20 protein-coding genes are annotated in these 21,786 nt (G+C 73.0%); 6 read left to right on the top strand and 14 right to left on the bottom strand.

Features of this window, described 5'->3' with window-relative positions; genetic code table 11:
* Nucleotides 1-139: 139 nt before the first annotated feature.
* The 7 genes from ACFP1Z_RS14785 to ACFP1Z_RS14755 all read right to left on the bottom strand — a co-directional run bounded on the left by ACFP1Z_RS14785 (nt 140) and on the right by ACFP1Z_RS14755 (nt 8,737).
* Nucleotides 140-2,137, bottom strand: a complete 1,998-nt coding sequence (locus tag ACFP1Z_RS14785) for an ABC transporter ATP-binding protein (RefSeq protein WP_390316725.1) — start codon at nt 2,135-2,137, stop codon at nt 140-142.
* 731 nt (nt 2,138-2,868) lie between these two features.
* A complete protein-coding gene (locus ACFP1Z_RS14780) occupies nt 2,869-3,807 on the bottom strand; it encodes a D-alanyl-D-alanine carboxypeptidase family protein (RefSeq protein WP_390316724.1) in 939 nt (312 codons plus the stop codon).
* An 80-nt stretch (nt 3,808-3,887) separates the two neighbouring features.
* Nucleotides 3,888-5,363 carry an MFS transporter gene (locus ACFP1Z_RS14775; protein WP_390316722.1) on the bottom strand — a complete coding sequence of 492 codons (1,476 nt, stop codon included), beginning with the start codon at nt 5,361-5,363 and terminating at the stop codon, nt 3,888-3,890.
* 84 nt (nt 5,364-5,447) lie between these two features.
* Nucleotides 5,448-5,984: a cupin domain-containing protein gene (locus ACFP1Z_RS14770; protein WP_390316721.1), complete on the bottom strand. Its 537-nt coding sequence runs from the start codon at nt 5,982-5,984 to the stop codon at nt 5,448-5,450.
* A gap of 70 nt (nt 5,985-6,054) precedes the next feature.
* Nucleotides 6,055-7,272 carry a cytochrome P450 gene (locus ACFP1Z_RS14765; RefSeq protein ID WP_390316720.1) on the bottom strand — a complete coding sequence of 406 codons (1,218 nt, stop codon included), beginning with the start codon at nt 7,270-7,272 and terminating at the stop codon, nt 6,055-6,057.
* Nucleotides 7,273-7,445: 173 nt separating this feature from the next.
* Nucleotides 7,446-8,144 (bottom strand): hypothetical protein, encoded by a 699-nt coding sequence (locus ACFP1Z_RS14760; protein ID WP_390316719.1) that lies wholly within the window; start codon nt 8,142-8,144, stop codon nt 7,446-7,448.
* A complete protein-coding gene (locus ACFP1Z_RS14755; protein ID WP_390316718.1) occupies nt 8,144-8,737 on the bottom strand; it encodes an RNA polymerase sigma factor in 594 nt (197 codons plus the stop codon). Before ACFP1Z_RS14755 ends, ACFP1Z_RS14760 begins: the two co-directional genes overlap by 1 nt.
* 246 nt (nt 8,738-8,983) lie before the next feature.
* On the opposite strand from ACFP1Z_RS14755, the gene ACFP1Z_RS14750 reads away from it, so the two are divergent.
* Nucleotides 8,984-9,802, top strand: a complete 819-nt coding sequence (locus ACFP1Z_RS14750; RefSeq protein ID WP_390316717.1) for an SAM-dependent methyltransferase — start codon at nt 8,984-8,986, stop codon at nt 9,800-9,802.
* A 32-nt stretch (nt 9,803-9,834) separates the two neighbouring features.
* Here the strand turns inward: ACFP1Z_RS14750 and ACFP1Z_RS14745 are convergent, their stop codons facing one another.
* From ACFP1Z_RS14745 to ACFP1Z_RS14730, 4 genes are all read right to left on the bottom strand, one after another.
* On the bottom strand, nt 9,835-11,046 hold the full coding sequence (locus tag ACFP1Z_RS14745; RefSeq protein WP_390316715.1) for a hypothetical protein: 1,212 nt from the start codon (nt 11,044-11,046) through the stop codon (nt 9,835-9,837).
* Nucleotides 11,047-11,172: 126 nt separating this feature from the next.
* Nucleotides 11,173-11,526 (bottom strand): GntR family transcriptional regulator, encoded by a 354-nt coding sequence (locus ACFP1Z_RS14740; protein WP_390317022.1) that lies wholly within the window; start codon nt 11,524-11,526, stop codon nt 11,173-11,175.
* 94 nt (nt 11,527-11,620) lie between these two features.
* On the bottom strand, nt 11,621-12,592 hold the full coding sequence (locus ACFP1Z_RS14735; protein WP_390316713.1) for an ABC transporter permease: 972 nt from the start codon (nt 12,590-12,592) through the stop codon (nt 11,621-11,623).
* Nucleotides 12,589-13,545, bottom strand: a complete 957-nt coding sequence (locus tag ACFP1Z_RS14730; protein ID WP_390316712.1) for an ABC transporter ATP-binding protein — start codon at nt 13,543-13,545, stop codon at nt 12,589-12,591. Before ACFP1Z_RS14730 ends, ACFP1Z_RS14735 begins: the two co-directional genes overlap by 4 nt.
* A gap of 335 nt (nt 13,546-13,880) precedes the next feature.
* On the opposite strand from ACFP1Z_RS14730, the gene ACFP1Z_RS14725 reads away from it, so the two are divergent.
* From ACFP1Z_RS14725 to ACFP1Z_RS14715, 3 genes are read left to right on the top strand one after another with little or no spacing between them, the layout of a single operon-like run.
* On the top strand, nt 13,881-14,603 hold the full coding sequence (locus ACFP1Z_RS14725) for a 2OG-Fe dioxygenase family protein (RefSeq protein ID WP_390316711.1): 723 nt from the start codon (nt 13,881-13,883) through the stop codon (nt 14,601-14,603).
* A gap of 44 nt (nt 14,604-14,647) precedes the next feature.
* Nucleotides 14,648-15,025, top strand: a complete 378-nt coding sequence (locus ACFP1Z_RS14720) for a type II toxin-antitoxin system RelE/ParE family toxin (RefSeq protein WP_390316710.1) — start codon at nt 14,648-14,650, stop codon at nt 15,023-15,025.
* Nucleotide 15,026: 1 nt separating this feature from the next.
* Entirely contained in the window at nt 15,027-15,368 is a 342-nt protein-coding gene (locus tag ACFP1Z_RS14715; protein WP_390316709.1) for a helix-turn-helix domain-containing protein, read from the top strand.
* Between the two features lie 23 nt (nt 15,369-15,391).
* Here ACFP1Z_RS14715 and ACFP1Z_RS14710 read toward each other — a convergent pair whose 3' ends face one another.
* Nucleotides 15,392-15,997 carry an isochorismatase family protein gene (locus ACFP1Z_RS14710; RefSeq protein ID WP_390316708.1) on the bottom strand — a complete coding sequence of 202 codons (606 nt, stop codon included), beginning with the start codon at nt 15,995-15,997 and terminating at the stop codon, nt 15,392-15,394.
* Nucleotides 15,998-16,175: 178 nt separating this feature from the next.
* Between ACFP1Z_RS14710 and ACFP1Z_RS14705 the strand changes: the two genes are divergently transcribed.
* Both ACFP1Z_RS14705 and ACFP1Z_RS14700 read left to right on the top strand, forming a co-directional pair.
* Complete coding sequence (locus tag ACFP1Z_RS14705) at nt 16,176-16,724, top strand: hypothetical protein (protein WP_390316707.1); 549 nt, start codon at nt 16,176-16,178, stop codon at nt 16,722-16,724.
* A gap of 181 nt (nt 16,725-16,905) precedes the next feature.
* Complete coding sequence (locus tag ACFP1Z_RS14700) at nt 16,906-18,654, top strand: TIGR03767 family metallophosphoesterase (protein ID WP_390316705.1); 1,749 nt, start codon at nt 16,906-16,908, stop codon at nt 18,652-18,654.
* Nucleotides 18,655-18,696: 42 nt separating this feature from the next.
* Here the strand turns inward: ACFP1Z_RS14700 and ACFP1Z_RS14695 are convergent, their stop codons facing one another.
* Both ACFP1Z_RS14695 and ACFP1Z_RS14690 read right to left on the bottom strand, forming a co-directional pair.
* Complete coding sequence (locus ACFP1Z_RS14695; RefSeq protein ID WP_390316704.1) at nt 18,697-20,136, bottom strand: MFS transporter; 1,440 nt, start codon at nt 20,134-20,136, stop codon at nt 18,697-18,699.
* 117 nt (nt 20,137-20,253) lie between these two features.
* Nucleotides 20,254-21,543 (bottom strand): sulfate adenylyltransferase subunit 1, encoded by a 1,290-nt coding sequence (locus tag ACFP1Z_RS14690; RefSeq protein ID WP_390316703.1) that lies wholly within the window; start codon nt 21,541-21,543, stop codon nt 20,254-20,256.
* Nucleotides 21,544-21,786 lie beyond the last annotated feature (243 nt).

Here is a 21,786-nt window from a genome sequence, read left to right as displayed (position 1 = left end):
GAACATGCGGCCCAGGTGCACACAGAGGACCGAGATGAGCACAGCGGCGGTGATCACCCCGACACAGCCCAGCATGTCGCGCATCGTGCTCGCGAGCGGCCCCAGTGGGGGGCGGGGCGCCGGCGGAGCCGTCCGTTCCTTATGTCTGGGCGGGCTGTGCATGGGCGGAACCGGTACGCCGGGCCGGGCCGTCGGCCGGCCGGGAGGTGGAGCGGCCGCCGTACTGGGCGGCCTGGAGTTCGTACATCGAGCGGTACAACCCGCCCTCGACGGCCATGAGTTCCTCGTGCGTGCCCTTCCCCACCAGGCGCCCGCGGTCGAGGACATAGATCAGGTCGGCGGTCGCGGTCGCCGCGAGCCGGTGCGTGATCAGCAGCACGGTGGTGCCGTCGTCGGCCAGGGTGCGCAGCGACCGGAACGCCTCGACCTCCGCCCTGGGGTCCAGGGCCGAGGTGGGCTCGTCGACGATGAGCAGCGGGGCCCGCCGGTAACGGGCGCGGGCGCCGCCCAGGCGCTGCCACTGGCCGCCGGAGAGCTGGGTGCCGCGCTCGAAGCCCTTGACGACGAGGCTGTCCCACTGGTGCGGCAGGGACTTCACGACGTCGAGCGCGTCGGCCTCGGCGGCGGCCCGCTCGATCCGCCCCTGGTCCAGGGGCAGTCCGGGGCGGCCGATGTGGACGTTGGCGCGGGCCGTCATCGGCCAGCGCGGGAAGTCCTGGGAGAGCACGGCGACATGGTCGAAGAGCTGGTCGCGGTCGGCGTCCTGGATCTCGACGCCGTTCCACGACAGCGAGCCGGAGGTGGGCAGGTACAGCCCGGCCACGAGTTTGGACAGCGTGGTCTTGCCCGAGCCGTTCGCGCCGACGAGGGCGACGACCTTGCCGGGCGGGATCGCGAGGCTCACCTCGGACAGGGCGGGCGCGGTGGTGTCGGGGTAGACGAAGGTGACCTTCTCCAGCCGGATCTCCTGCGCGCCGCCGCGCAGCGGGGTGCCGCCGGAGGGGATGGCGTGGCGCTCGGCGGCGGCGCAGGCAGCCTCCAGGTCGCCGAGGTACATCGCCTCCTCGTAGAGCCGGTTGACCTGCAGGACCAGGGCGCTCAGCCCGGCGCCGGCGGAGTGCACGGCGATCACGGCGGTGCCGGCCACCGCCAGCGGCATACCGCCCGAGGCCAGCAGCAGCCACAGCAGTCCGTAGGCGGCCAGGGCCACCAGGCCGGAGAGCGCGGAGGAGACGGTCTGGGTGACCGCCCGGGCGCGGGCCAGGCGCCGCTGTTCACGCTCCATGGCGGCCGACATCTCGTCGTAGGCGTCGACGAGCAGCCGGCCCGCGCCGTGCACCCGGATCTCGGCGGCGGACTCCTGGCTGGTGAGGGTGGAGGTGAGCACGGAGATGGCACGCCGGTGCTCGATCCAGGCGTGCCGGGAGGCGTACTGGCGGCGGGCGGAGACCAGGGCGCCCCAGCCCTTGGGCACGGCCACGAGCAGCAGCAGCACGACGAGGGCGGGGTGCAGTACGGCCAGCACGCCCGCCGAGGCGGCCAGCGCCGCGAGGGCGCTGAGGACCGTCACCGTGGACCCGAGCATCAGGCGCACCGAGTCGGTGCCGAAACGGCCGGCGTCCAGCTTGCGGTGGAAGTCCTTCTTCTCCAGGGTGGCGAGCTCGACGCGGACCGCGCTGCGGTAGAAGCGGGCGGTGCACACCCGCTCCACCTTGGGCTCCAACTGCCCCGCCGCCGCGACCGAGACGGCGGACAGCAGCACGCAGACGGCGGCGAGCGTGGTGCAGGCCAGCAGCGCGGGCAGGGCGTGCCGCAGCCGCCGGGGGGTGGGGCCGGAGGCGAACAGGGCGACGAGCACCCGGTTTCCGGCCAGCAGCCCGAAGGCCCGGACCAGGCCCTGGCCGAGCTCGGCGCCGAGCAGGGCGAGCAGGCAGCGGCGGTCCTCGCGCCACGCGGCGCGCACGACCGTCGCGACCAGCGCGGGGAACTGCCGCGCCATCTGCCGGAACGTCAGCCGCAGCAGCGGCGTCCCGTGCGTGGCGCAGGGGATGTCGTGCCGCAACGCCCCGCCGAACAACAGCAGTTCACTGGAGCACACGGGCAGGGCGCGGGGCGCCCGCCGGGCGAAGAGGGTCATCGCACCTCCGTCGGCCGGCCCCCGGCGGGGGCCGGGGGCTGCGGTGAGGCGATGGGCGTGCGGGAGCACCGCGGCGCGGGACGGTCGGGCATGACGCCTCCTGGGATCGGCGGACAGGGTGGTTTCGCGCGCCCGGGCACACCGGGCACACGGCGGAGCGCGCCGGGGCGCGCGACGGGAGCGGGCAACGGGGTTCAGGGCAGGCCGAGGACGCCTCGGGCGGGCGAGGCTTGCGCGGGCAGGTGAGGACGCGGGAAGGGGACGGCGTGGGGACGAAGGGCGTGCGGGGGACGGACAGCGGTGCGGGGGTGCGAGCGGCGGTCGGTGAGCGCGGGCCGCGCCCGTGGGGCGCGGCCGGACGGCACCCAGCGGTCGCGGGACGCGGCGAGGTGCCGGGGTCGGGCGGGCCTTTCGTCGGGCGGCCGGCGGGTGCATCCGAGGGTGTCGGTGCCGCAGTGGCCCGGTGCCCGTGGTCCGGACAGGAAGGACTCTATCTTCCCCCGCCCACGGGGGAGTTCACCATCCCGCACTTACCTGCTGACGGTTCACTCGATCAGGTAGAAATCACCGCTGGTTCATGGGCCGCGCCGCCGGGTCCGGTGCCCGGGGCGGCCGCGCGGTGGCCGGCGCTCCGGGGTACGGGGCCGGTGTGCGGTGGCGTACGGCGGGCCCGGACCCCGTGGCGGGTCCGGGCCGGCGTCGGCGTCGGCAGCGGCCGCTGCCGGAACCGGTCAGTCCTCGTGGGCCGCCGGGGGGAGTTGACGGAGCTTCAGGGGGGTGTGCTTGCCGAACGCGTAGTCCAGCATCCTGGCGGCGTCGGGGTAGCGGCTCGTGGGGTCGTTGAGGACCACGCCGATCACCGTCTTCTTCTCGCGCCGGGCCGCGAAGACCAGACAGGGTCCGGCGGCCGAGGTGGACCCGGTCTTGATCCCGATCACGCCGCTGTAGGAGCCGAGGAGTTTGTTGGTGTTGTACCAGGTGTAGGTGCGGCTGACGTTGGCCGCCTTCTGATGGGTGCTCATGGCGCTCATGACGGCCGTGAAGGTGTGGCCGGCCATCGCGTGCCGGGAGAGCCGGGCCAGGTCCCGGGGTGTGGAGTAGTTGCGGGAGCTGGAGGAGAGCCCGTCGAAGGAGTCGAACCGCGTGTTGCGCAGGCCGAGTTCGGCCGCCTTCTTGTTCATCGCGTCGACGAAGGAGGCGGTGCGCGCGGCCTCGGTACGCCCCTCGCCGAAGGCGTCCGCGAGCGCGTAGGCGGCGTCGCAGCCGGAGGGCAGCATGAGCCCGTACAGCAGCTGACGCGCCGTCAGTTCATCACCGGTGCGCAGGTCGGCGGTGCTCGCCCCGGTGCGCACGACGTAGTCGCGGTAGGACTGCTTGATACTGATCCTGCGGTCGAGCGCGGCCCCGTGGCCGTCCAGCACCACGACCGCCGTCATGATCTTGGCGGTGCTCGCCATCTGCCGCCTGACGTCCGCCTCCTTGCCCCACAGCGCGCGGTCGGCGGTGGCATCGAGCAGGAAGGCGCCCTTGGCGCCCACGCCCGGCGGCGCGGCGACCGCGGCCCCGGCCCGCGCCAGGGGCGCCGGGAACACCACGGCGACCGCCGCGGCCGTCGCGACCAGCCGCGCCCCCCACCGGCGCCGGACTGCCTCTCCCCCAGGTCGCTCCATGCAGACTCCTCCTGCTCGTGTGACGGGTGCGGTCCGCGCATCGTCGCACCCGGCACCGCGCGAGGTGAAATCCCTTCCCTCTAGCGGGTGATGGGGCTTTCGGCCGCTGACGGCAGCGGGGCGCTCCTCCCACTGCCGGGTCCACGGCGCCGGCCGAGCAGCATCAGCGCGCCTCCGGCGGCCGAGACCCCGGCGGCGGTCCAGAAGGCGAGGGTGAAGCCCGAGGCGGCGGGCAGCGTGGTGCCGTGGACGGGCCGGGAGGCGAGCAGGGCGGCGCCGGCCTGGCTGCCGACGGCGCCGCCGACGGTACGGGCGACGGTGTTGATGCCGTTGGCAGTGGCGGAGTCGCCCGCCGGGGCGGCACGGTGGACCATCCTGGGCAGGGCCGCCATCGACAGGCCGAACCCGGCGCCGATGACGGTGTAGCAGACGGTGACCTGCCACAGGCTCTCGTGCCACGCGGCCAGCAGCGCCCCGCCCACGGCGCTCGTCCCCATGCCGAGGACGAGCGGGCCGCGGGGGCCGAGCCGTCCTTCGAGCCGTCCGGTGAGCCCTCCGGCGGGTACGCCCAGCGCGGTGCCCGGCAGCAGCACGAGTCCGGCGACGGTGACGGAGGCGCCGAAGCCGTAGTCGACCAGGCGCGCGGCGTCGGCGGGCAACCCCGCGGGCAGCTCGGCGAGTTTGGGCACGAGGACGTAGAAGACGAACTGGGTGACCCCGAGCAGGAGCGCCCCGAGATGGACGGGGCCGAGCGCGCGGCCGAGGAGCAACGCGGGGTCGACGACCGGGTGTTCGACGCGCCGTTCCCGCACCAGGAAGAGCGCGCCGAGCAGGACGCTGCCCGCGAACAGCGCGAGGACCGGGGCGCCGCCCCACCCCCACTGCGGACCCTCCGTGAGCGCGAGCAGCAGCGCCACCAGAGCCGCTCCGAGCAGCAACGCGCCGATGACGTCGAGGGGTTCGCGCGCGCTCGGGGGGCTGGACGGTACGTACCGGACGACCGCCACGAGCGCGAGGGCGACCACGGACGCGCCGACGACGAACAGCCAGCGCCAGGAGGCGTGGTCGACGAGCAGTCCGCCGAGCAGCAGCCCTCCGCCGGCCGCGCCCGCCACGGCACCCGCGGCCACGCCGAGCCCGGAGGCGACGCGCTGCGGCGGGAGCACGTCGCGGATGAGCCCGAAGGCCAGCGGCAGCAGGGCCAGGCTCGCGCCCTGCACGGCGCGGAAGACGATGAGCGAGGCGACGTTCCACGCGAAGGCCGCGCCGAGGGTGCCGGCCAGGTGGGCCAGGAGCGTCAGCAGCAGCACCTCGCGCTTGCCCCGGCTGTCGCCGAGGCGGCTGATGAGCGGGGTGAGCACGGCGCTGGCCAGGAGCGTGGAGCTGAGGACGGCCCAGGAGGCCCCGGCGGCGCTGGTGTTCAGGTCGTGCTGCAGGACGCCGAGGGTGGGCACGAGCATGGTCTGGACGACGGAGTAGGACAGGACCACCAGGACGAGGGCGGCAAGCGGCGCGGTTCCGGATCCGTGGGCGCGCCGGGACGCGAGTAACGACATGACGTAAGGTTAGCCTTACCTAAGAATCTTGTCGTGTGCGGGTCGCGGAAGGCCGCAGGCCGGGCGGGTCCGGGGCCCGCGCGGTCAGTCCCGGCCCGTCCGCAACGGCGTGATCTGCTCGATGTCGTAGCGCGCGCGCAGCTCGGCGACGGCCTCCTGGTCGACCTGGGGTCCCGACCGCAGGATCTCGAAGAGCTCCTCGAAATACCGCTCGTGGTCGGGCGGCGGTGACGCCTGGAAGAACATCCGGGCGGGCTCGCCGGTGGGGTTGGCGAACGCGTGCGGGCAGCCCGGCGGGACGACGATGACCGTGCCCGGCTCCGCCCGTACCAGCCGCTGCCCGGACGCCGACTCCCACTCCCGCCAGCTGTCCCGGGTGCGCACGAGCGGCTCGAAGGCGAGGATGTCCAACTCGCCCTCCAGGACGTAGAACAGCTCCTCGCTGCGGGAGTGCGCGTGCGCGCCCACGTCGAAGCCCGGTGGTACGAGGACCTCGAAGCTGGAGGCGGCACGCGAGTGCTCCCCGGTCACCTTGAAGGTGACCTGCTGGGCCGCCGTGACGAGGGTGCGCCCCTCGCCCGGCGGTACGACCAGCCCCTCGGGGACCGCGGCCAGGGACATGGGGTACCGCCTTTCGCTCGACGGGCTCGACGTGACGGGGGTGCGCGCCCCGACGGGTGCGCGCGGCGGTTCACCAGGTGACCGGCAGGGCCTCCGGGCCGCGGATGAGGGCACTGGGCTGCCACTCGATCTCCTCCACGGGCACCGCGAGCCGCAGCCCCGGGAATCTGCGCAGCAGCGTGGAGAGCATGGTCTCGGACTCCAGCCGGGCCAGCATCGAGCCCAGGCAGAAGTGCGGTCCGTGCCCGAAGGTCAGGTGCGGGATGTGCTCCCGGTCGAAGTCGAGCTCGTCGGGCCGCTGGAAGACCTCGGGGTCGCGGTTGGCCGTCAGGTACGAGGCGTAGACGACCTCTCCGGCCCGGATGAGGCAGCCGCCGACCTCGACGTCCTCGGTGGCGATGCGGGCGATGCCCACGCCCCGGCGGTGCGGGATCCAGCGCAGCAGTTCCTCCAGGGCGCGCGGCAGCAGCGCCGGTTCGGCCCGCAGCCGGGCCAGGTGCTCGGGGTGGGTGAGCAGCGCGTAGACCATGTTGGAGCTGTTGTTGCGCACGGCGTGGGCGGCGCTGATCTGGATGAGGATGGCGATGGCGATCGCCTCCTCCTCGCTCAGCTCCCCGCGCCGCGCCGCCTCGGCCAGATCGCCCGCCAGGTCCTCGCGGGGCTCGGCGCGGCGCCGGGCGAGCAGCCCGGTGAAGTAGGCCCGCACCTCTTCCTTGGCGCGCTCGCTGCGCTCCTTGCCGTGCCGGGCGGACAGCAGCAGGGCCGTCCACTCGGCCATGCGCGGCCGGTCCTCGGGGGGCACCCCCATCAGCTCGCTCACCACGGTCAGCGGCAGCGGGGCGTTGAGGTGGGCGACGAGGTCGGCGGGCGGGCCCTGCCGCTCCATGGCGTCGAGCAGTTCGTCGGCGGCCCGCTGCGCGAGCGGGCGCAGCGCCTCCAGGCTGCGGGTGGTGAACGCCCGTGCCACGGACTTGCGCAGCCGGGTGTGCTCGGGCGGATCGGCGAAGCCGACGGCCTCGTCGAGCGGGATGATGTGCGGCGCGAGCCGGGTCACGTCACGGCCGAGGAGGGCCCGCCGGCTGAACCGGGGGTCGGAGGTGACGGTCTTGACGTCCTCGTAGCGGGTGACGATCCAGGCGTGCCCCTGGCCGTAGGGCAGTTGGATCCGGGCGATGGGCTCCTTGTGGAGGAGCTCGCTCATGAAGGGGTCGAAGTCCAGCCCCGCCAGGTCCTCGACGGGCCAGAAGTGGACCGGGGGCCCGTCCTGCCGGGATTCGGTCGTCGTCATCGCGCGCTCCAAGTGCTCCGGACCGTGGAATCCCCCCTGCGGTGCCGCCCTTACGACGGTACGGGGCACCGCTCACGGGGCAACGGGAGCGGCCGGGGAAATCACCCATCCGGGTAAGGCCGCGGGACTCCGGGGGCCGTACCGGCGGGTACGGGGCGGGGCGCGGGGTCGGGTCAGCGCTCGCGGGAGAGCCGCTCGACGAGACCGGGGGCGGGCTGCGGTACCTCGCCGAAGTCCTCGTCGTCGCCCTCGACCGTGAGCCGGTTGATGACGCTCTCCAGGGCGGCGGGCAGATGCGGGGTGAGTCCGCTGTGCCATTGGACGAGCAGTTCGTGCCGGGCGGCCTCGGTGAGCAGTCCGCGGCGGCCCCGGCCGCGCGGGGCCGGGCCGGGCTCCTCGGGCCCGTGGGCGGCCTGGGCCCGCCAGAAGGCGGCGTCGCGGAACTCGCCGTCGCGGCGGTGGGAGAGGTACAGGCAGTACGCGGCGGTGCGGCTGCCGCCGCCGGCCCCGAACCGCCACCAGAAGCCGGCCGCTCCGGTGTGCCCGGCCACGTGCAGCAGACAGGCGAAGACCAGCGCGCCCTCCGGGTCGATGCCCCGGTCGTCGACGAACCGCTCCAGACTGGCGGCGGCCTCGGCCGCGTTGATGACCAGGACGCAGGCGAGGTCCAGTTCGCTGCTCGCCTCGTCGTGGGCGCTGGGGTAACCGCCCTGCGCGGCAGCGGCGTTCGCGGGGCCCTCCGGTCTTCCCGCACGCGAGCGCCGCGGACGGCCGGTGGGCCTGCGGGTCTCGAAGGCCCCCGCGAGCGCGCGGGCGTCGGAGGCCAGCACGGCCTCGATGACATCGCCGTCGGTGTCGTGGCTGCGCGGCATTACGTCCCCCTGACGGAGTGCGGGACCCCGGCGGTCGGGGCGGGCGGGGCGAACGGGGCGAGTTTGCGTCTGGCGTGGCGGATCTGGCAGCGGACCGCGCTCTCCTCGATGCCGAGCAGCTCCGCGATCTGCGCCGTGCTGTATCCGATCATGGTGTGGAGGACGAGGGAGTCGCACTGCCGCTCCGGCAGCCGGGCGAGCGCGGCGTAGAGTCCGATACGGCTCTCCACGAGGGCGCACTGGCGCGGGAATTCGCGCGGGAGCGCGTGGGCCGCGCGCTGGAAGGCGGTCAGCTCCAGGGCCGAGGGGCGTTCCCGGTCGGTGAGCCATCGGTGCAGATGCTCCTTGAGCAGGGACCAGGCGTAGCAGGCGGCGGAGCGGCGGCGCAGCGCGTGCGGCCACTGCCGGCGCAGCTGCGCGAAGGTGTCCCGCGCGACGGCTCCGGCCGCTTCCCGCTCCCCCGTGTGCAGTTGGGCGTACAGCCGCCAGCGCGGCGCGTGCGTCTCGTGGAAGGCGGCGTAGGTGAGGGCGAGACGGCGCTGGGTGTCGCTGGGCGGGGTGGTGATCACGGGCGGCGGGGCGTGGTCGCTCATAACCGCCTCTCGTCGCCGTGCCGGTACGTGCGGGATCTCCAATGAACCGGAAAACAGTGCCTGTTGTGCGGCAACACGGGAAAAATCTTAGCCCTCCGCCCTGTTGCGGCAGCTCGTACACATTCGCGAGTGCGTGACGTGTCCGCAGCCGATAACCTGTGCCACCGCTGTGTCTTCTTCCCGGCTTTCCTGCGTCCCGTCTTTCCCTTCGTCTTTCCCTGTGTCTCGTCCGGTGGTGGCGGTCCGATGAGCGGTTCCGGTGCTGATCCCGTGGTGGATCTGCGGCTCGACCGGGCCCATTCGGCCCGGATGTACGACTGGTATCTGGGCGGTCACACCAACTTCGCGGCCGACCGGGAGGCCGCCGGGAAGGTGCTGGCCGTCTATCCCGCCGCGCGCACGGCCGCCCGTCTCACTCGGCAACTGACGCACCGGGTCACGCGTTTCCTCGCGCGCGAGGGGATGCGGCAGTTCCTCGACATCGGCACCGGCATTCCCACCCCACCCAACCTCCACGAGGTCGCGCAGGAGGTGCGGCCCGAGGCGCGGGTCGTCTACGTCGACAACGACCCGATCGTGCTGGCGCACGCGGCGGCCCTGCTGCGCAGCCATACCGCCGGCCGCACCGCCTATGTGCAGGCGGACGCGACCGTGCCGGAGAGCGTGCTGCGGGCACCGCTGCTGCACGCGACGCTCGACCTGGGCGAACCGGTGGCGCTGTCGCTCAACGCGCTGCTGCACTTCGTCACCGACGACGGGTGCGACCGTGCCCATGCGATCGTCGAGTGCTTCAAATCGGCGGTGCCCAGCGGCAGTACGCTCGCGATGACGCACGCCACGGCGGACCTCACCCCCACGGAGATGGCGCGCATCACCGAGATCTACGTCCGGGCCGGCACCCCGTTCCAGAGCCGTTCCAAGGCCGAGTTCACGCGTTTCTTCGACGGCTGGGAGCTGGTGGAGCCCGGTGTCGTGCTCTCCCACGCGTGGCGCCCCGACGGTCCCGCGGAGCCGCTGCCGCCGGGGGCGGACGTCTGCTACGCCGCGGTGGCCCGCAAGCCGTGACCAGCCGTCGGCGCGGCCCCGGCGGAGGGGCGTCAGATCGCGAACTGCCAGACACACAGCATGTACGCGCCGTACCAGCAGCCGAACAGCCCGGCCGCGCCGAGGACGACCACCTGGGTGCGGGGCCGGGTGCGGGCCAGCGCGCGGGCGAGCGGCACGAGGCAGAGCAGCGCGGGCACGAGCAGGCGCAGCTTGGAGTGGGAGAAGTTGCTCTGCGCGAGGGTCAGGACGACGATGCCGGTGCCGTAGGCGAGCAGCGGCGGCCAGGTGCCGCGCTGCCAGGCGAGGGCGGTGGCGCACACGAGGGCGAGGAGCAGTACGGCGGTGCTCACCGGAACCCAGCCTTCCCCCCGTGTCAGGCTCTCGGCGAGGAAGCGCCACAGCGCGGCGCCGTTGTCCCAGTGGGTGCCCCAGCCCGCCTGCTGGATCGTGAAGTAGGCGTCCATGGTGCCCACGCGCCGGCCCACCCACCACAGGTACGCGGGGGTGCCCGCGCAGCCGAGGGCGACAGCCGCCAACGGGCGCCAGGACAGGGGGCGTTCGCGCAGCAGGTGCGTTCCGGCGGCGACGGCCAGCGCGAGGACGACGGCGACGGCCGCCGGGCGGGTCAGTCCGGCGAGCAGCGCCAGCGCGCCGGCGGTCAGCCAGGCGCGGCGGTGTGCCGCGAGCAGCACCCCCGCGCACAGTGCCAGGAACAGCGACTCGCTGTAGGACATGAACAGGGCGAGCGACATCGGCTGTGCCGCCGCCAGCAGCACGATGCCGATCGTGGCGGTGCGCCGTCCGTACAGGCGCTCCAGCAGCCGGTGGCAGACGATCAGCGCGGCGATCAGCGCGAGGTGGGCGGTGACGATGCCGCTGGCGCCGTGGTCGAGGCCGGTCAGGGTGTGGACCGCGCGGACGGTCAGCGGGAACAGCGGGAAGAAGGCGAGGTTGTTGCCGGTGAGGGTGCCGTCGTCGGTGTAGGAGAAGCCGTCGGGGTAGCCGTGTTCGGCGATGTCCGCGTACAGCTTGCCGTCCCAGGACAGCAGCCGTTCCTTCAGCCCGGGTGCTTCGGGCCCGTTCATGGACCACAGCAGCAGCAGATGGGCGAGGGTGGTGACGGCGTACACCGCGAGCGCGGGTCCGGCGAGCCGCAGCAGACGCTCGGCCGCCCGCTGCGGCGGGCGGCCTTCGCGGGGCCGCCGGGTGTCGTCGGCGGGTGGAGCGGCGGGCGGGGACGGGGATATGAGGGGCGGCGTCATACGGGACGGCGCCGCTCCGTAGCGGGTATGCGTATCGTCTCGTTCACTGGCTTTCGTCCCTTTCTGTGAGGTGCGCCGGGCGCAGGGGTGGCCCGGGTCCGGGTGTCGGTACGGGCGCGGGCCCGCTCAGACGAGGGGGTAGTGCTCCGCGCGCGCGGCGGTGATGAGGGCGGAGACGTCCGCCCAGTCGAGCCCGGCGCCGCGGGCCCGCCGCATCCATTCGGAGAGTTCGCCGCGCAGCGGGGAGTCGGCGATGGACTTCTCGGGTGCCGGGCAGGCGCTGACGAAGGTGCCGACGCCGGGCCGGGGTTCGACGAGCCCGAGGTGTTCGAGCTCCCGGTACGCCTTGAGGGTCGTGTTCGGGTTGAGCTTGGTGTCCGCCGCGACGCGGGCGGCGGTGGGCAGTTGATCGCCCTCGGCGAGGATGCCGAGCTTCAGTGCCTCCTGTACCTGCCGCACTATCTGCAGGTACGCGGCCATGCCGCTGTGCCGGTCGATCCGGAACCGGATCACGTCCCACCCCCTCGGCCCGCTGTGTGTGTCGTCCGCCGCATCGTGGTGCTGAGCACGTGTCTCACAGGGGACGGCGGCGGATCCACCACAGCACGGCGCCGAGCAGGGCCACGGCCACCGCCAGCAGCACCGCCGCGCCTGTCCACTGCAGGGGGCTCATCTGGTCGAACCCGAAGTATTCCAGGCGGTAGCCGGTGATGCCCTTCTCCTTGAGGCAGGGCTCGGGGTTGCGGTGGGGGATGCAGTTGCCCCAGCCGTAGAGTCTGCCGCTGTCGGTGGTGAGCCACCGGTCGTGTTCCACGGCACCGTCGGGCAGTTGCGGCCAGGTGCCGGTGATGGGCGAGGTGAGCACACGCGGGGCCTGCCACACGAGCCGGATCCGGTCCCAGACGAAGGAGAGCCCGTATCCGGCGACGGCGGTGAGCACCATGGCGGTCAGCATGCGCCGTGCGAGCGCGCCGATCGCGATGCCGACGGCCAGGTACAGCAGGCACAGGGCGGGCAGGACGGGACCGGTGGTGTCGAAGGTCCCGCCCAGGTCCCACAGGTCGTTGATGGGGCGGGCGGAGTGCCACCACCAGGTGAACGCCGCGGAGAGCAGGCCCGTGGACAGGAGCACGACGGCCACGGTGACGCCGAGCTTGGTGGCGATCCAGCGGCCGCGGGTGACGGACTGGGTGGTCATGAGCCGGTCCGTGCCGTGCTCGCGGTCCCCGGAGACCAGGGGCGCGCCGAGGAAGACGCCGATGGCCAGGGGCAGGACGACGAGGTAGCCGGCTGTCTCCTCCAGGGCGTGGCCGTACGCGTCCTTCATCGTCCGGCGCAGGTCTTCGCCCGTAAGCCCCTGGTGCAGCAGGTCGGCGGTCCCGAAGCGCTGGTAGGTCATCCAGGCGGCGCCGGCTGCGGCCGCGGCGAGGAGGACGGCGAAGGCGGTGCGGTGCTGCCGCCACACCGCCCAGACCATGCCGTGCAGCAGGCGCGGCCGCCGCGTGCTCGGGCCGCTGTGCGGCGGGGTTTCGACGGTCGCGCTCATGCGGCCGTTTCTCCTTCCGTCGGTGCGTCCGCGTCGTCGACGCGGGCGCTGGTGGTCAGCAGTGAGGGCGCCGCGGGCGAGCGCAGATAGCCGAGGAGGATCTCCTCCAGGTCGGGTTCGGCGACCCGCCACTCCTCGCCGACCGGGCCGCGCGGCCGGATCAGGGCGGTGACCTGCCGTCCGGTGACGCGTGATTCGACGAGGGTGTGCGGGGCGAGCCGCGGTGGCGAGCCGCCCGCCGCGTGTGCTCCGGTCACCAGCAGGTGCGCGGACAGCAGCGTGTCGGTCTCGCCGGCCAGGCGGACCCGGCCGTCGGCGAGGGCCACCAGGTAGTCGCACATGGTGGCCACGTCGGCGAGCCGGTGGGAGGACATCACGATCGTGGTGCCCTGCTCGGCGGCCTCGGCCATGAGCAGTCCGCCGATCTCGTGCGCGGCGAGCGGGTCGAGGTCGGCCATCGGCTCGTCCAGCAGCAGCAGTTCGGGGCGTTTGCCGAAGGCCAGGGCGAGGGCGACGCGCGAGCGCTGGCCGCCGGAGAGGGTGCCGATACGGGCGTCGAGGGGGATCTTTCCCGAGCGCACGATGCGTTCGGCGACCCTTGCGTCCCAGCGCGGGTTGAGCTCCTCGCCCAGCCGCAGTGTCTCGGCGACCGTGAACGTGGCGAAGAGCGGCTTGTCCTGGGGGAGGAAGGCGGTACGGGACAGGGTCCCCGCCGTTCCCGGGGCCGCGCCGAGGACGCGCAGTTCCCCCGCGCCGGGCCGGACCAGGCCCGCGGCCATGCCCAACAGGGTGCTCTTGCCCGCGCCGTTGGGGCCCACGAGTCCGCAGACCGTCCCGGCCGGCAGCCGGAAGGAGCAGTCCTCGACGGCCCTTCTGCGCCGGTAGCGCTTGCCCAGCCCGTGTGCCTCGATCGCCCAGCGGTGCGCGGCACCCGCCGACATCGTCCCCACCATCGACCACCTTGCTAATTAACTAGTCAGCTAGTGGAATGAGGATTGTCGATCTCGGCGCCCGATGTCAAACGGCGGTTGACGCATCCGTCGCGGCGGCCCGCCGGCCCGGGGGCCGGGCTGCCGTGGGGGACGCGGGTGGTACGGCTCCCCTGGCGTGCCGTCGGGGGCGCAACACCCGCAGGGGGGCGCGGAGTTCGCTCTGAGGACCGCTGAGCGGCGCATTCCGGCCAGGAGGCGCGGCAGTCGCCCTACTGTCGACTCAGGACGTACCTTCCCGGCGCCGCCGGGGGAACGGTACGGCCCCCTCGAAGCCCCCGCACGGAAGCAAGGACACCATGACCACAGCACCGTGGCGCCTTCCGGCCCCGTCCGCCGGCCCCGCCGGGCCCTTCACCCGCCTCGGCCCCGAACCGCTCGCCTCGGCACTGGCCGCGCTGCCCGCCGGGGCCGTCGAGGAGTTCACCGCTTCCTGGGACGGGCTGCCCGCCGACACCCACCTGGGCACGGACACGCCCTACCGCTTCCGCCGCTACGGCACCTTCCGGCTGCGCGAGGGACTGCTGGAGCGGCTGCCGCACTCGGCGTTCTTCCAGGACAAGGCGGTCAACAAGGTCAACGGCGGCGTCCCCCGCATGTTCGCGCCGCTGACCGACACCGTCGCCCGAAGTGCCGCACTGCGCACGCTCGTCCGCGCGCTCCACGGGCGACTGCCCGGCCCTCGCACGGACATCGACACCTGCGGCGTCCACCAGATACGCGTCACCGCGACCGCGAGCGCCGAGGGCCTGCCCGCCCCGGAGGGCGTGCACCAGGACGGACACGCCTATGTGGCCCAGGTATTGATCCGCCGTCAGGACGTGACCGGCGCCGAGTCACGGCTGTACGACCCCGCACGCCGTCTGCTGCACCGCACGGTGCTCACCACCCCGCTGGAGGCCATCGTCCTCGACGACCGGCGGGTGCTGCACGACGTCTCGCCGGTGCGCGCGGCGCCGGGGGCGGTGGTGGGGGTGCGGGACATGCTGCTGGTGGACTTCTTTCCGGGCGGGGGCGACTGACGGAAGCGGCTGGCGTTATGTCGTCAACGGCATATACTGCGGGTGTGGACGGCTTGTACACGATCGAGATCGAGCCCGAGGTGCGGGCCTGGCTGGACTCCCTGCCCGCCCGGCACTTCCTCAAGATCGACGAGTACGTCGGCCTGCTCGCCGAACACGCGGCGACGCTCGGTGAGCCCTATGCCCGCCACCTCGGAGGCGGGGTGAGAGAGCTGCGCCCCACGCTCGACGGCGTCGCCGTGCGCATCACGTACTGGCTGACGCCGCACCGCACCGCGGTCCTTCTGACGGTGTTCCGCAAGACCAGAGCGCATGAGGACGCGGAGATCCAGCGGGCCAGGCTCGCACAGAAGACCTGTATGTCGGAGCACGGCCCGGCTCATGAGGAGTTCTGCCGCGTCGTCGAGAAGGGAGAGATCTGACATGGCCCACAGCCGATGGAAGACGGTGCGCGAGCGCAAGCTCGCCGAAGGCTTCACCGAGTCCCCCGAGGTCGCCGAGGCCCGCTACGAGATCCGGCTGTCCATGGCGCTGGCGCAGGCCGTGTACGCCCGCCGTACGGAGCTCGGGCTGACCCAGAGCGAACTCGCCGAACGGGCCGGACTCACCCAGGCGAAGATCTCTCGCATCGAAGGCTCGGACACCGTCCCCACCCTGCCGCTGCTCGCCAAGCTCGCCCGCGCGCTCGACGCCACGCTCGACATCGCGTTGGACGAGCAGAGCACACGGGTCGCCTTCACCGCGCATCACGGCGAAGCCGCGTAAGAGGATCTGCCGCATCCACGCCCTCATCGCGCGGCACGCACGAACCGCACCCCCTCCCCCGCCCCCACCAGCTCCGGCTCGTCCCCCAGCGCGTGTTCGGCCACCCGGGCCACCACGGACGCCGGGATGTCGTCCAGCCCGTACGTGCCGTGCGCGTCGTGCGGCAGGATCACGCCCAGTCCGGCGGCGAGCGCGCCGCGCGCCGTCGCGCTGACGCACATCTCGGAGAGGACTCCGGCGATCACGACGCGGCTGACGCCGTGCCGTTCGACGAGGAGTTCCGCGAGGCCCGTGCCCTCGAAGCCGTCGTCGTCGGCCTTGGCGACCAGGTGCTCGCCGGGCGCCGGCGGGAAGCGCAGGTGCCAGCCGGGTGTGCCGGGCTCGTCGGGGGCACCCGCCTCGCCGTCGTTGCGGAGGTGGACCACCAACGCCCCGGCCGCCCGGGCGCGTTCGAGGAGGGCGGCGAGGCGGTCGACGAGCCGCGCGGCGTCGGGCACGGCGTCGGGGCCCGCAAGGAAGGCGTTCTGTACGTCGACGAGGATCAGCGCCTGCGCGGGGGCGCTCGCGGCCTCGCGGTACGGCAGCGACGTCCAGACCCCGTCGCGCACGAATCCGCCTGTTTCCTGCATGTGTTCCTCCCCTGGCGCCGGTCCCGGCCCACCGTACCCCGCCGCGCGCACCACGCCGCGCGCGGGCGGCGCCGGGCTCCGCCCGGCACCGGGGCGGTGGTTCGGGCCCGGCGTGTCCCGGGTAGGTCGGGCGGGCAGCGGGTGCCGACGCAGGAATGACGGAAGGAACGAGGAGTCCATGAATGGTGTGCGGGGTGTGGTGGTGGGCCTGTGCGCCCTGGCCCTGGCCGGGTCGTCGCTGGTGTGGGCGCCGGCCTCCCAGGCGGCCGGGCACGTGAAGTGCGAGGGTCCGGAACACACCACGTACACACCGGGGTTGACGTTCACCGACCGGCCGACCCGCATCCACGCCCGGAGTGACTACACGTGCACGCTGCCCTCCGGCGAGCAGGTGGAGGCCGCCGGCCGCACGGAGGCCGGGTCGGACGGGGCCTCGTGCCTGGCCCTCGACGCGCCCCGGGGCACGGAGTACGTGCACTGGCCCGCCGTGCGGCACGGCGGCGGGCACGAGGAGGAGTTCTCCGAGATCCGCTACGACCCCGGGACCGCGGTGCGGATCGCCGGGGCCCATGTGGTCGTCCTGAAGGGCCGGGTCGTGCGCGGCCGGGGCAAGGGCCTCGAAGCGAGCAGGACCGTCACGCTGCTGCCGGCGGAGCTGACGGGGTGTCTGACACCTGAGGGTGCCGAACAGGCCGAAGGGGACGGAAAGTTGGAGATCGGTTCCTGAGCGCGGATCCTTGCCGGGCCGGTAGCGGCCCGGCACCTTCACCGATTCCCGACATCCCCTCACCTGTATTTCGCCGGTCGTTCACGGAATGGCCAATGCCGCTCAGCATCCTGACCGTTGGCCCGGGCCGGCCGGTACCGGACCGGCCGTATCGACCGACCGACCGTCAGGAGTCCGCGGCATGCCCGCTTTCAGCAGACGCCAGTTCATATCCGGAGCGTCGTCCGTGGCGGCCGCCGCGTCGCTCGCCGCGCTCGACGGCCGCTTCGCTTCGGCGGCGGCCCGCGACCGCGCGCTCGCGGAGAGTGCCGCGCGGGCCGTCCGGGCCGAGGGCACGACACTGGAGCAGGTGGCGACGCCGGGCGGTGACGGCCCGTACAAGCGGCTGCGCTCCGGGCCCGGCTGGCCGCTGCTGGTGCGCGAGGACCTGGCGAAGGCGGGTGCGGGGCGCGATGCCCGGCGCACCGCGCTGGCCTGCTTCGTGCAGTTCACGGATCTGCACCTGGCCGACACCGAGTCCCCCGTACGCTTCGAGTACCTGGCGCCGTTCAACGACAGCGCCCACCGCCCGCAGGAGACCCTCACGGTGCGCGGTGCCTCCTCACTCGTCGAGCGGATCAACTCGCTGTCCGCCGGCCCGTTCACGGGCGTCCCGTTCTCGCTGGTGATGGCGACCGGTGACAACACCGACAACCACGAGAAGATCGAGCTGGACTGGTACCTGTCGGTGATGAGCGGCGGCACCGTCACCCCGAACAGCGGGGATCCGCACCGCTACGAGGGCGTGCAGAACTCCGGCAACGCCGCCTACTGGAACCCGGAGTCCTCCTTCCGGGACTCCTACAAGGCCAAGGGCTTTCCCGAGGTACCCGGCTTCCTGACGGCGGCGGGCCGTCCGCTGCGCGCTCCGGGGCTGCGGACCCCCTGGTACTCGACGGTCGGCAACCACGACGACAGCATCGAGGGCACCCTGCCGGACCTGGGGCTGCTGCACTCCCTGTACACCGGCGGCCGCAAGCTGGAGGGCTGCGACGAGGACGACGCCGCGAAGCTCGCCCAGGCGCTGCGCGACGATCCGGCCGAGGCGGTGCTGCGGCTGGCGGAACTGCTGAAGTCGGCGGGTCCGGTGCGGCACATCACGCCCGACGGCCGGCGCGAGCCCTTCACCCCGGCGGAGTTCGCCAGGGCGCACCTGGACCCGGCGTACACCGGCCCCGGCCCGGCCGGGCACGGCTTCACCGCGTCGGCGGCGGACAGCGGCCGGCTGTACTACACGTTCCCGGTCGCCCCGGGCGTGCTCGGGATCAGCCTGGACACCACCAACCCGGCCGGTTTCGCGGACGGTTCGATCGGCACGGCGCAGCTGCGGTGGCTGGAGTCGGTGCTGCGGTCGCGCAGCGGGCACTGGTACGACGGCGACGGGCGCGTCGTACGGGGCGGTCCGGGCAGCGAGCTGGTGATCGTCTTCAGCCACCACACCAGCGGCAGCATGGGCAATCTGCTGCCCGACCCGCACCACCCCTTCGAGGGCCGGCACGACGGCGGTGAGCTGGTCGCGCTGCTGCAGCGGTATCCGAACGTCGTCGCGTGGGTCAACGGGCACACGCACCGCAACCAGATCATCGCCCATGGCCACGCGGTGCCCGAGCGTGCCTTCTGGGAGATCAACACCGCCTCGCACATCGACTTCCCGCAGCACGCGCGCGTCATCGAGATCACCGACAACGGGGACGGCACGCTGTCGCTGTTCACCACGCTGGTGGAGTCGGCGGCACGGTACGGGACCGACTTCGGTGACACCTCGGACGCCGGACTGGCCGCGCTCTACCGCGAGTTGTCGTACAACGACCCGTACGCCAGGCCCGCGGCGAAGCTCGGTGCGGCGGGCGACCACAACACCGAGCTGCTGCTGGCGAGGCCGGCCGGCTGACGGAGGGCCGCCCCTGGCAGGGTGCTCCCCCGTTGCCCGCCGTTACTCGGCGGTGCGCTGCCGCTTGGGCAGGAGCACCATCATGGCCGTACTGAGCAGGATGACCCCGCCGGCCACGACGAACGCGTGCCCGTAGCCGGACGCGAGGGCGGCGGTCCCCGGCCCTTCCTCCTCGGTGCGACGGGCGGCGACCGAGGCGAGGATCGCCAGCCCCAGGGCGCCGCCCATGGTGCGGGAGGTGTTGGCGAGCCCGGCCACGATGCCCGACTCGGACAGCGCGACCCCGCTGGTGGCGGCGACCGCGAGGAGCGTCATCATCAGCCCCGCCCCGGCGGACATCACGATGCCCGGCCCCAGCAGCGTGCGCAGGAAGGAGCCGTCGGCACTCATGGTGCCCTGCCAGACGAACCCCGCCGAAGTGATCAGCCCGGCGAGCACGAGCAGCGTCCGCCCCTTGATCCAGCGCATGAGCCGGGCCGCGAACTGCGAGAAGAAGATGATGGTGCCGGTGTGCGGGAGCAGGGCCAGTCCGGTCTGCACGGCCGAATAGCCCAGCACGTTCTGCATGTAGAGCGAGAGGAAGTACCACATCGCGTAGAAGCCGGTCCCGCAGACCAGGGTGATGGCGTTCGCGGCCGAGACCGCCCGCATCCGGAACAGCCCGAGCGGCATGAGCGGTTCCTCGGCCCTGCGCTCCACGGCGACGAACAGGACGAGCGCCAGCGCGCCGACGGCCAGGGGCACGGCGGCCCGGGCCGAACCCCAGCCGTACGCCTCGCTCTGCGAGATGCCGTACGCGAGACTGCCCACCCCGACCGTGACGGCCACCGAGCCGAGCAGATCCAGCCGGCGCGCCCCGCCGGTCCGGTACTCCCCCAGGCACAGCACCGCGGCGACGAGCACGGCCGCCCCGATCGGCACATTGATCAACAGCACCCAGCGCCAGGACAGATAGTCGGTCAGCAGCCCGCCGACCAGCCCTCCCGCCGCACCGCCGCCCGTACCGACCGCCGTCCACGCGGCGACCGCCCGGACCCTGCCGGGCCCGTCCGGATAGCTGGTGGTGAGGATGGTGAGCGTCGCCGGCGACAGCACCGCCGCGCCGATGCCCTGCAGGGCCCGGGCCACGATCAGCACCCCGGGCGTCCAGGCCAGCCCGCCCAGCAGGCTCGCGGCGGTGAACACCCCCAGGCCGAAGAGGAACACCCGCTTGCGCCCGAAGAGATCGGAGGCCCGCCCGCCCAGCAGCAGAAAGCCGGCGAAGGTGATCACGTAGGCGTTGACGACCCATTGCAGGCCGTTCGCCCCGATGCCGAGCCCGGAACGGATCGACGGGAGGGCGACATTGATGACGGACACGTCGAGCACGACGACGAACTGCCCGACACACGCGGCGAGCACCGCCACCCACAGGGCGCCCGAGTGACCCGGCTGCCCTTTGGTGCCTTCCGCTGCGGAAGTTAACTGTGACATGGCGTACATCATCCTTGGTCTGCGCCCGGGCTCAACGGACCGGAGAACCGGCGGACTTCCTCCTTATGTACTAGGCCCGTCCCGTCAACTCCCGGGCACACAGCCGGACTTCATGGCCGGTTCCGGTCACCGGTGTCCGCTGTCTGCCATGCCGGCGGTGAGGGTGGTGCCGTCGGTGGGGTCGATGAGGAGGAAGGAGCCGGTGTGGCGGGAGGTGGTGTAGGGGTCGAGGGGGAGGGGTTCGGAGGTGTGGAGGTGGATGTGGGCGATGTCGTTGGGGTTGAGGTGTGGGGGGTTGGGGTGGTGGGTGAGGGTGTGGGGGTCGAGGCGGGTGGTGAGGTGTTTGACGATGGCTTTGACGGTGCGGGTGGTGTGTTTGAGCAGGACGCGGTGGCCGGGGTGGAGGGGCTGGTCGGTGAGGTGGCAGACGGTGGCGTGGATGTCGCGGGTGAGGGGGGGTTCCTGTCCGGTGGGGACGATGAGGTCGCCGCGGGAGATGTCGAGGTGGTCGGTGAGGCGGAGGGTGAGGGACTGGGGGGCGTGGGCGGTGGTGGCCCGGTGGCCGAGGGCGTCGATGGCGGCGATGGTGGTGGTGTGTCCGGAGGGCAGGACGGTGACGGGCTGGCCGGTGTGGAGGGTGCCGGTGGTGAGTTGTCCGGCGTAGCCGCGGTAGTCGGGGTGGGTGGGGGTTTGGGGGCGGATGACGTACTGGACGGGGAAGCGGGCGGGCTGGTGGGCCAGGTGGTGGGTGAGGGGGACGGTTTCGAGGTGTTCGAGGACGGTGGGGCCGGTGTACCAGGGCATGCGGGGGGAGGGGGTGACGATGTTGTCGCCGTTGAGGGCGGAGACGGGGATGGCGGTGGTGTGGGGGATGCCCAGGGCGGTGGTGGTGGCGGTGAAGTCGGCGGTGATGCGGGTGAAGACGTCCTCGCGGTGGCCGGTGAGGTCCATTTTGTTGACGGCGAGGGTGAGGTGGGGGACGCGCAGGAGGGCTGCGAGGGCGGTGTGGCGGCGGGTCTGTTCGACGATGCCGTGGCGGGCGTCGACGAGGAGGAGGGCGAGGTGGGCGGTGGAGGCGCCGGTGACCATGTTGCGGGTGTACTGGAGGTGTCCGGGGGTGTCGGCGAGGACGAAGCGGCGGCGGGGGGTGGCGAAGTAGCGGTGGGCGACGTCGATGGTGATGCCCTGTTCGCGTTCGGCGCGCAGGCCGTCGGTGAGGAGGGCGAGGTCCGGGATGCCGTTTCCGTTTGCGGTGGTGGTGTTGGTGGTGTGGGGGAGGGCGGCGAGCTGGTCGGCGAGGACGGTTCTGGTGTCGTGCAGGAGGCGGCCGACGAGGGTGGATTTGCCGTCGTCGACGGAGCCGGCGGTGGCGAAGCGCAGGAGTGATGCGGGGGGTTGGGGTGTGGGGGTGGGCATGGGGTTCCTTTCACGGGGTGTTGGGCGGCGCGTTGCGCGTGCGGGGGGCGGGTGCGGGTGGGGTGGCGGTGGGTTTTGTTCCCCGGCCCCGCCCCTTCCCGAAATTGGGGGCTCCGCCCCCAAGCCCCCGAAAAACAAGCCCGTCCGGCGTTTGAGGACGAGCGGCGCAGCCGCGATACGGGGTCCGGGGCGGAGCCCCGGTTACGGGAAGGGGCGGGGAGGGGCAAAGGCCCGCCGCAGGCG

This window comes from Streptomyces gamaensis, assembly GCF_042656465.1.
Taxonomy (GTDB): domain Bacteria; phylum Actinomycetota; class Actinomycetes; order Streptomycetales; family Streptomycetaceae; genus Streptomyces; species Streptomyces gamaensis.
This window is presented reverse-complemented; position numbering and strand designations above follow the sequence as displayed.

What these genes read in the sequence shown, in the direction of transcription:
- ACFP1Z_RS14785 (WP_390316725.1), bottom strand. Translation starts at nt 2,137, where the DNA reads ATGACCCTCTTCGCCCGGCGGGCGCCCCGCGCCCTGCCCGTGTGCTCC.
- ACFP1Z_RS14780 (WP_390316724.1), bottom strand. Translation starts at nt 3,807, where the DNA reads ATGGAGCGACCTGGGGGAGAGGCAGTCCGGCGCCGGTGGGGGGCGCGG.
- ACFP1Z_RS14775 (WP_390316722.1), bottom strand. Translation starts at nt 5,363, where the DNA reads ATGTCGTTACTCGCGTCCCGGCGCGCCCACGGATCCGGAACCGCGCCG.
- ACFP1Z_RS14770 (WP_390316721.1), bottom strand. Translation starts at nt 5,984, where the DNA reads ATGTCCCTGGCCGCGGTCCCCGAGGGGCTGGTCGTACCGCCGGGCGAG.
- ACFP1Z_RS14765 (WP_390316720.1), bottom strand. Translation starts at nt 7,272, where the DNA reads ATGACGACGACCGAATCCCGGCAGGACGGGCCCCCGGTCCACTTCTGG.
- ACFP1Z_RS14760 (WP_390316719.1), bottom strand. Translation starts at nt 8,144, where the DNA reads ATGCCGCGCAGCCACGACACCGACGGCGATGTCATCGAGGCCGTGCTG.
- ACFP1Z_RS14755 (WP_390316718.1), bottom strand. Translation starts at nt 8,737, where the DNA reads ATGAGCGACCACGCCCCGCCGCCCGTGATCACCACCCCGCCCAGCGAC.
- ACFP1Z_RS14750 (WP_390316717.1), top strand. Translation starts at nt 8,984, where the DNA reads ATGAGCGGTTCCGGTGCTGATCCCGTGGTGGATCTGCGGCTCGACCGG.
- ACFP1Z_RS14745 (WP_390316715.1), bottom strand. Translation starts at nt 11,046, where the DNA reads ATGACGCCGCCCCTCATATCCCCGTCCCCGCCCGCCGCTCCACCCGCC.
- ACFP1Z_RS14740 (WP_390317022.1), bottom strand. Translation starts at nt 11,526, where the DNA reads ATGGCCGCGTACCTGCAGATAGTGCGGCAGGTACAGGAGGCACTGAAG.
- ACFP1Z_RS14735 (WP_390316713.1), bottom strand. Translation starts at nt 12,592, where the DNA reads ATGAGCGCGACCGTCGAAACCCCGCCGCACAGCGGCCCGAGCACGCGG.
- ACFP1Z_RS14730 (WP_390316712.1), bottom strand. Translation starts at nt 13,545, where the DNA reads ATGGTGGGGACGATGTCGGCGGGTGCCGCGCACCGCTGGGCGATCGAG.
- ACFP1Z_RS14725 (WP_390316711.1), top strand. Translation starts at nt 13,881, where the DNA reads ATGACCACAGCACCGTGGCGCCTTCCGGCCCCGTCCGCCGGCCCCGCC.
- ACFP1Z_RS14715 (WP_390316709.1), top strand. Translation starts at nt 15,027, where the DNA reads ATGGCCCACAGCCGATGGAAGACGGTGCGCGAGCGCAAGCTCGCCGAA.
- ACFP1Z_RS14710 (WP_390316708.1), bottom strand. Translation starts at nt 15,997, where the DNA reads ATGCAGGAAACAGGCGGATTCGTGCGCGACGGGGTCTGGACGTCGCTG.
- ACFP1Z_RS14705 (WP_390316707.1), top strand. Translation starts at nt 16,176, where the DNA reads ATGAATGGTGTGCGGGGTGTGGTGGTGGGCCTGTGCGCCCTGGCCCTG.
- ACFP1Z_RS14700 (WP_390316705.1), top strand. Translation starts at nt 16,906, where the DNA reads ATGCCCGCTTTCAGCAGACGCCAGTTCATATCCGGAGCGTCGTCCGTG.
- ACFP1Z_RS14695 (WP_390316704.1), bottom strand. Translation starts at nt 20,136, where the DNA reads ATGTACGCCATGTCACAGTTAACTTCCGCAGCGGAAGGCACCAAAGGG.
- ACFP1Z_RS14690 (WP_390316703.1), bottom strand. Translation starts at nt 21,543, where the DNA reads ATGCCCACCCCCACACCCCAACCCCCCGCATCACTCCTGCGCTTCGCC.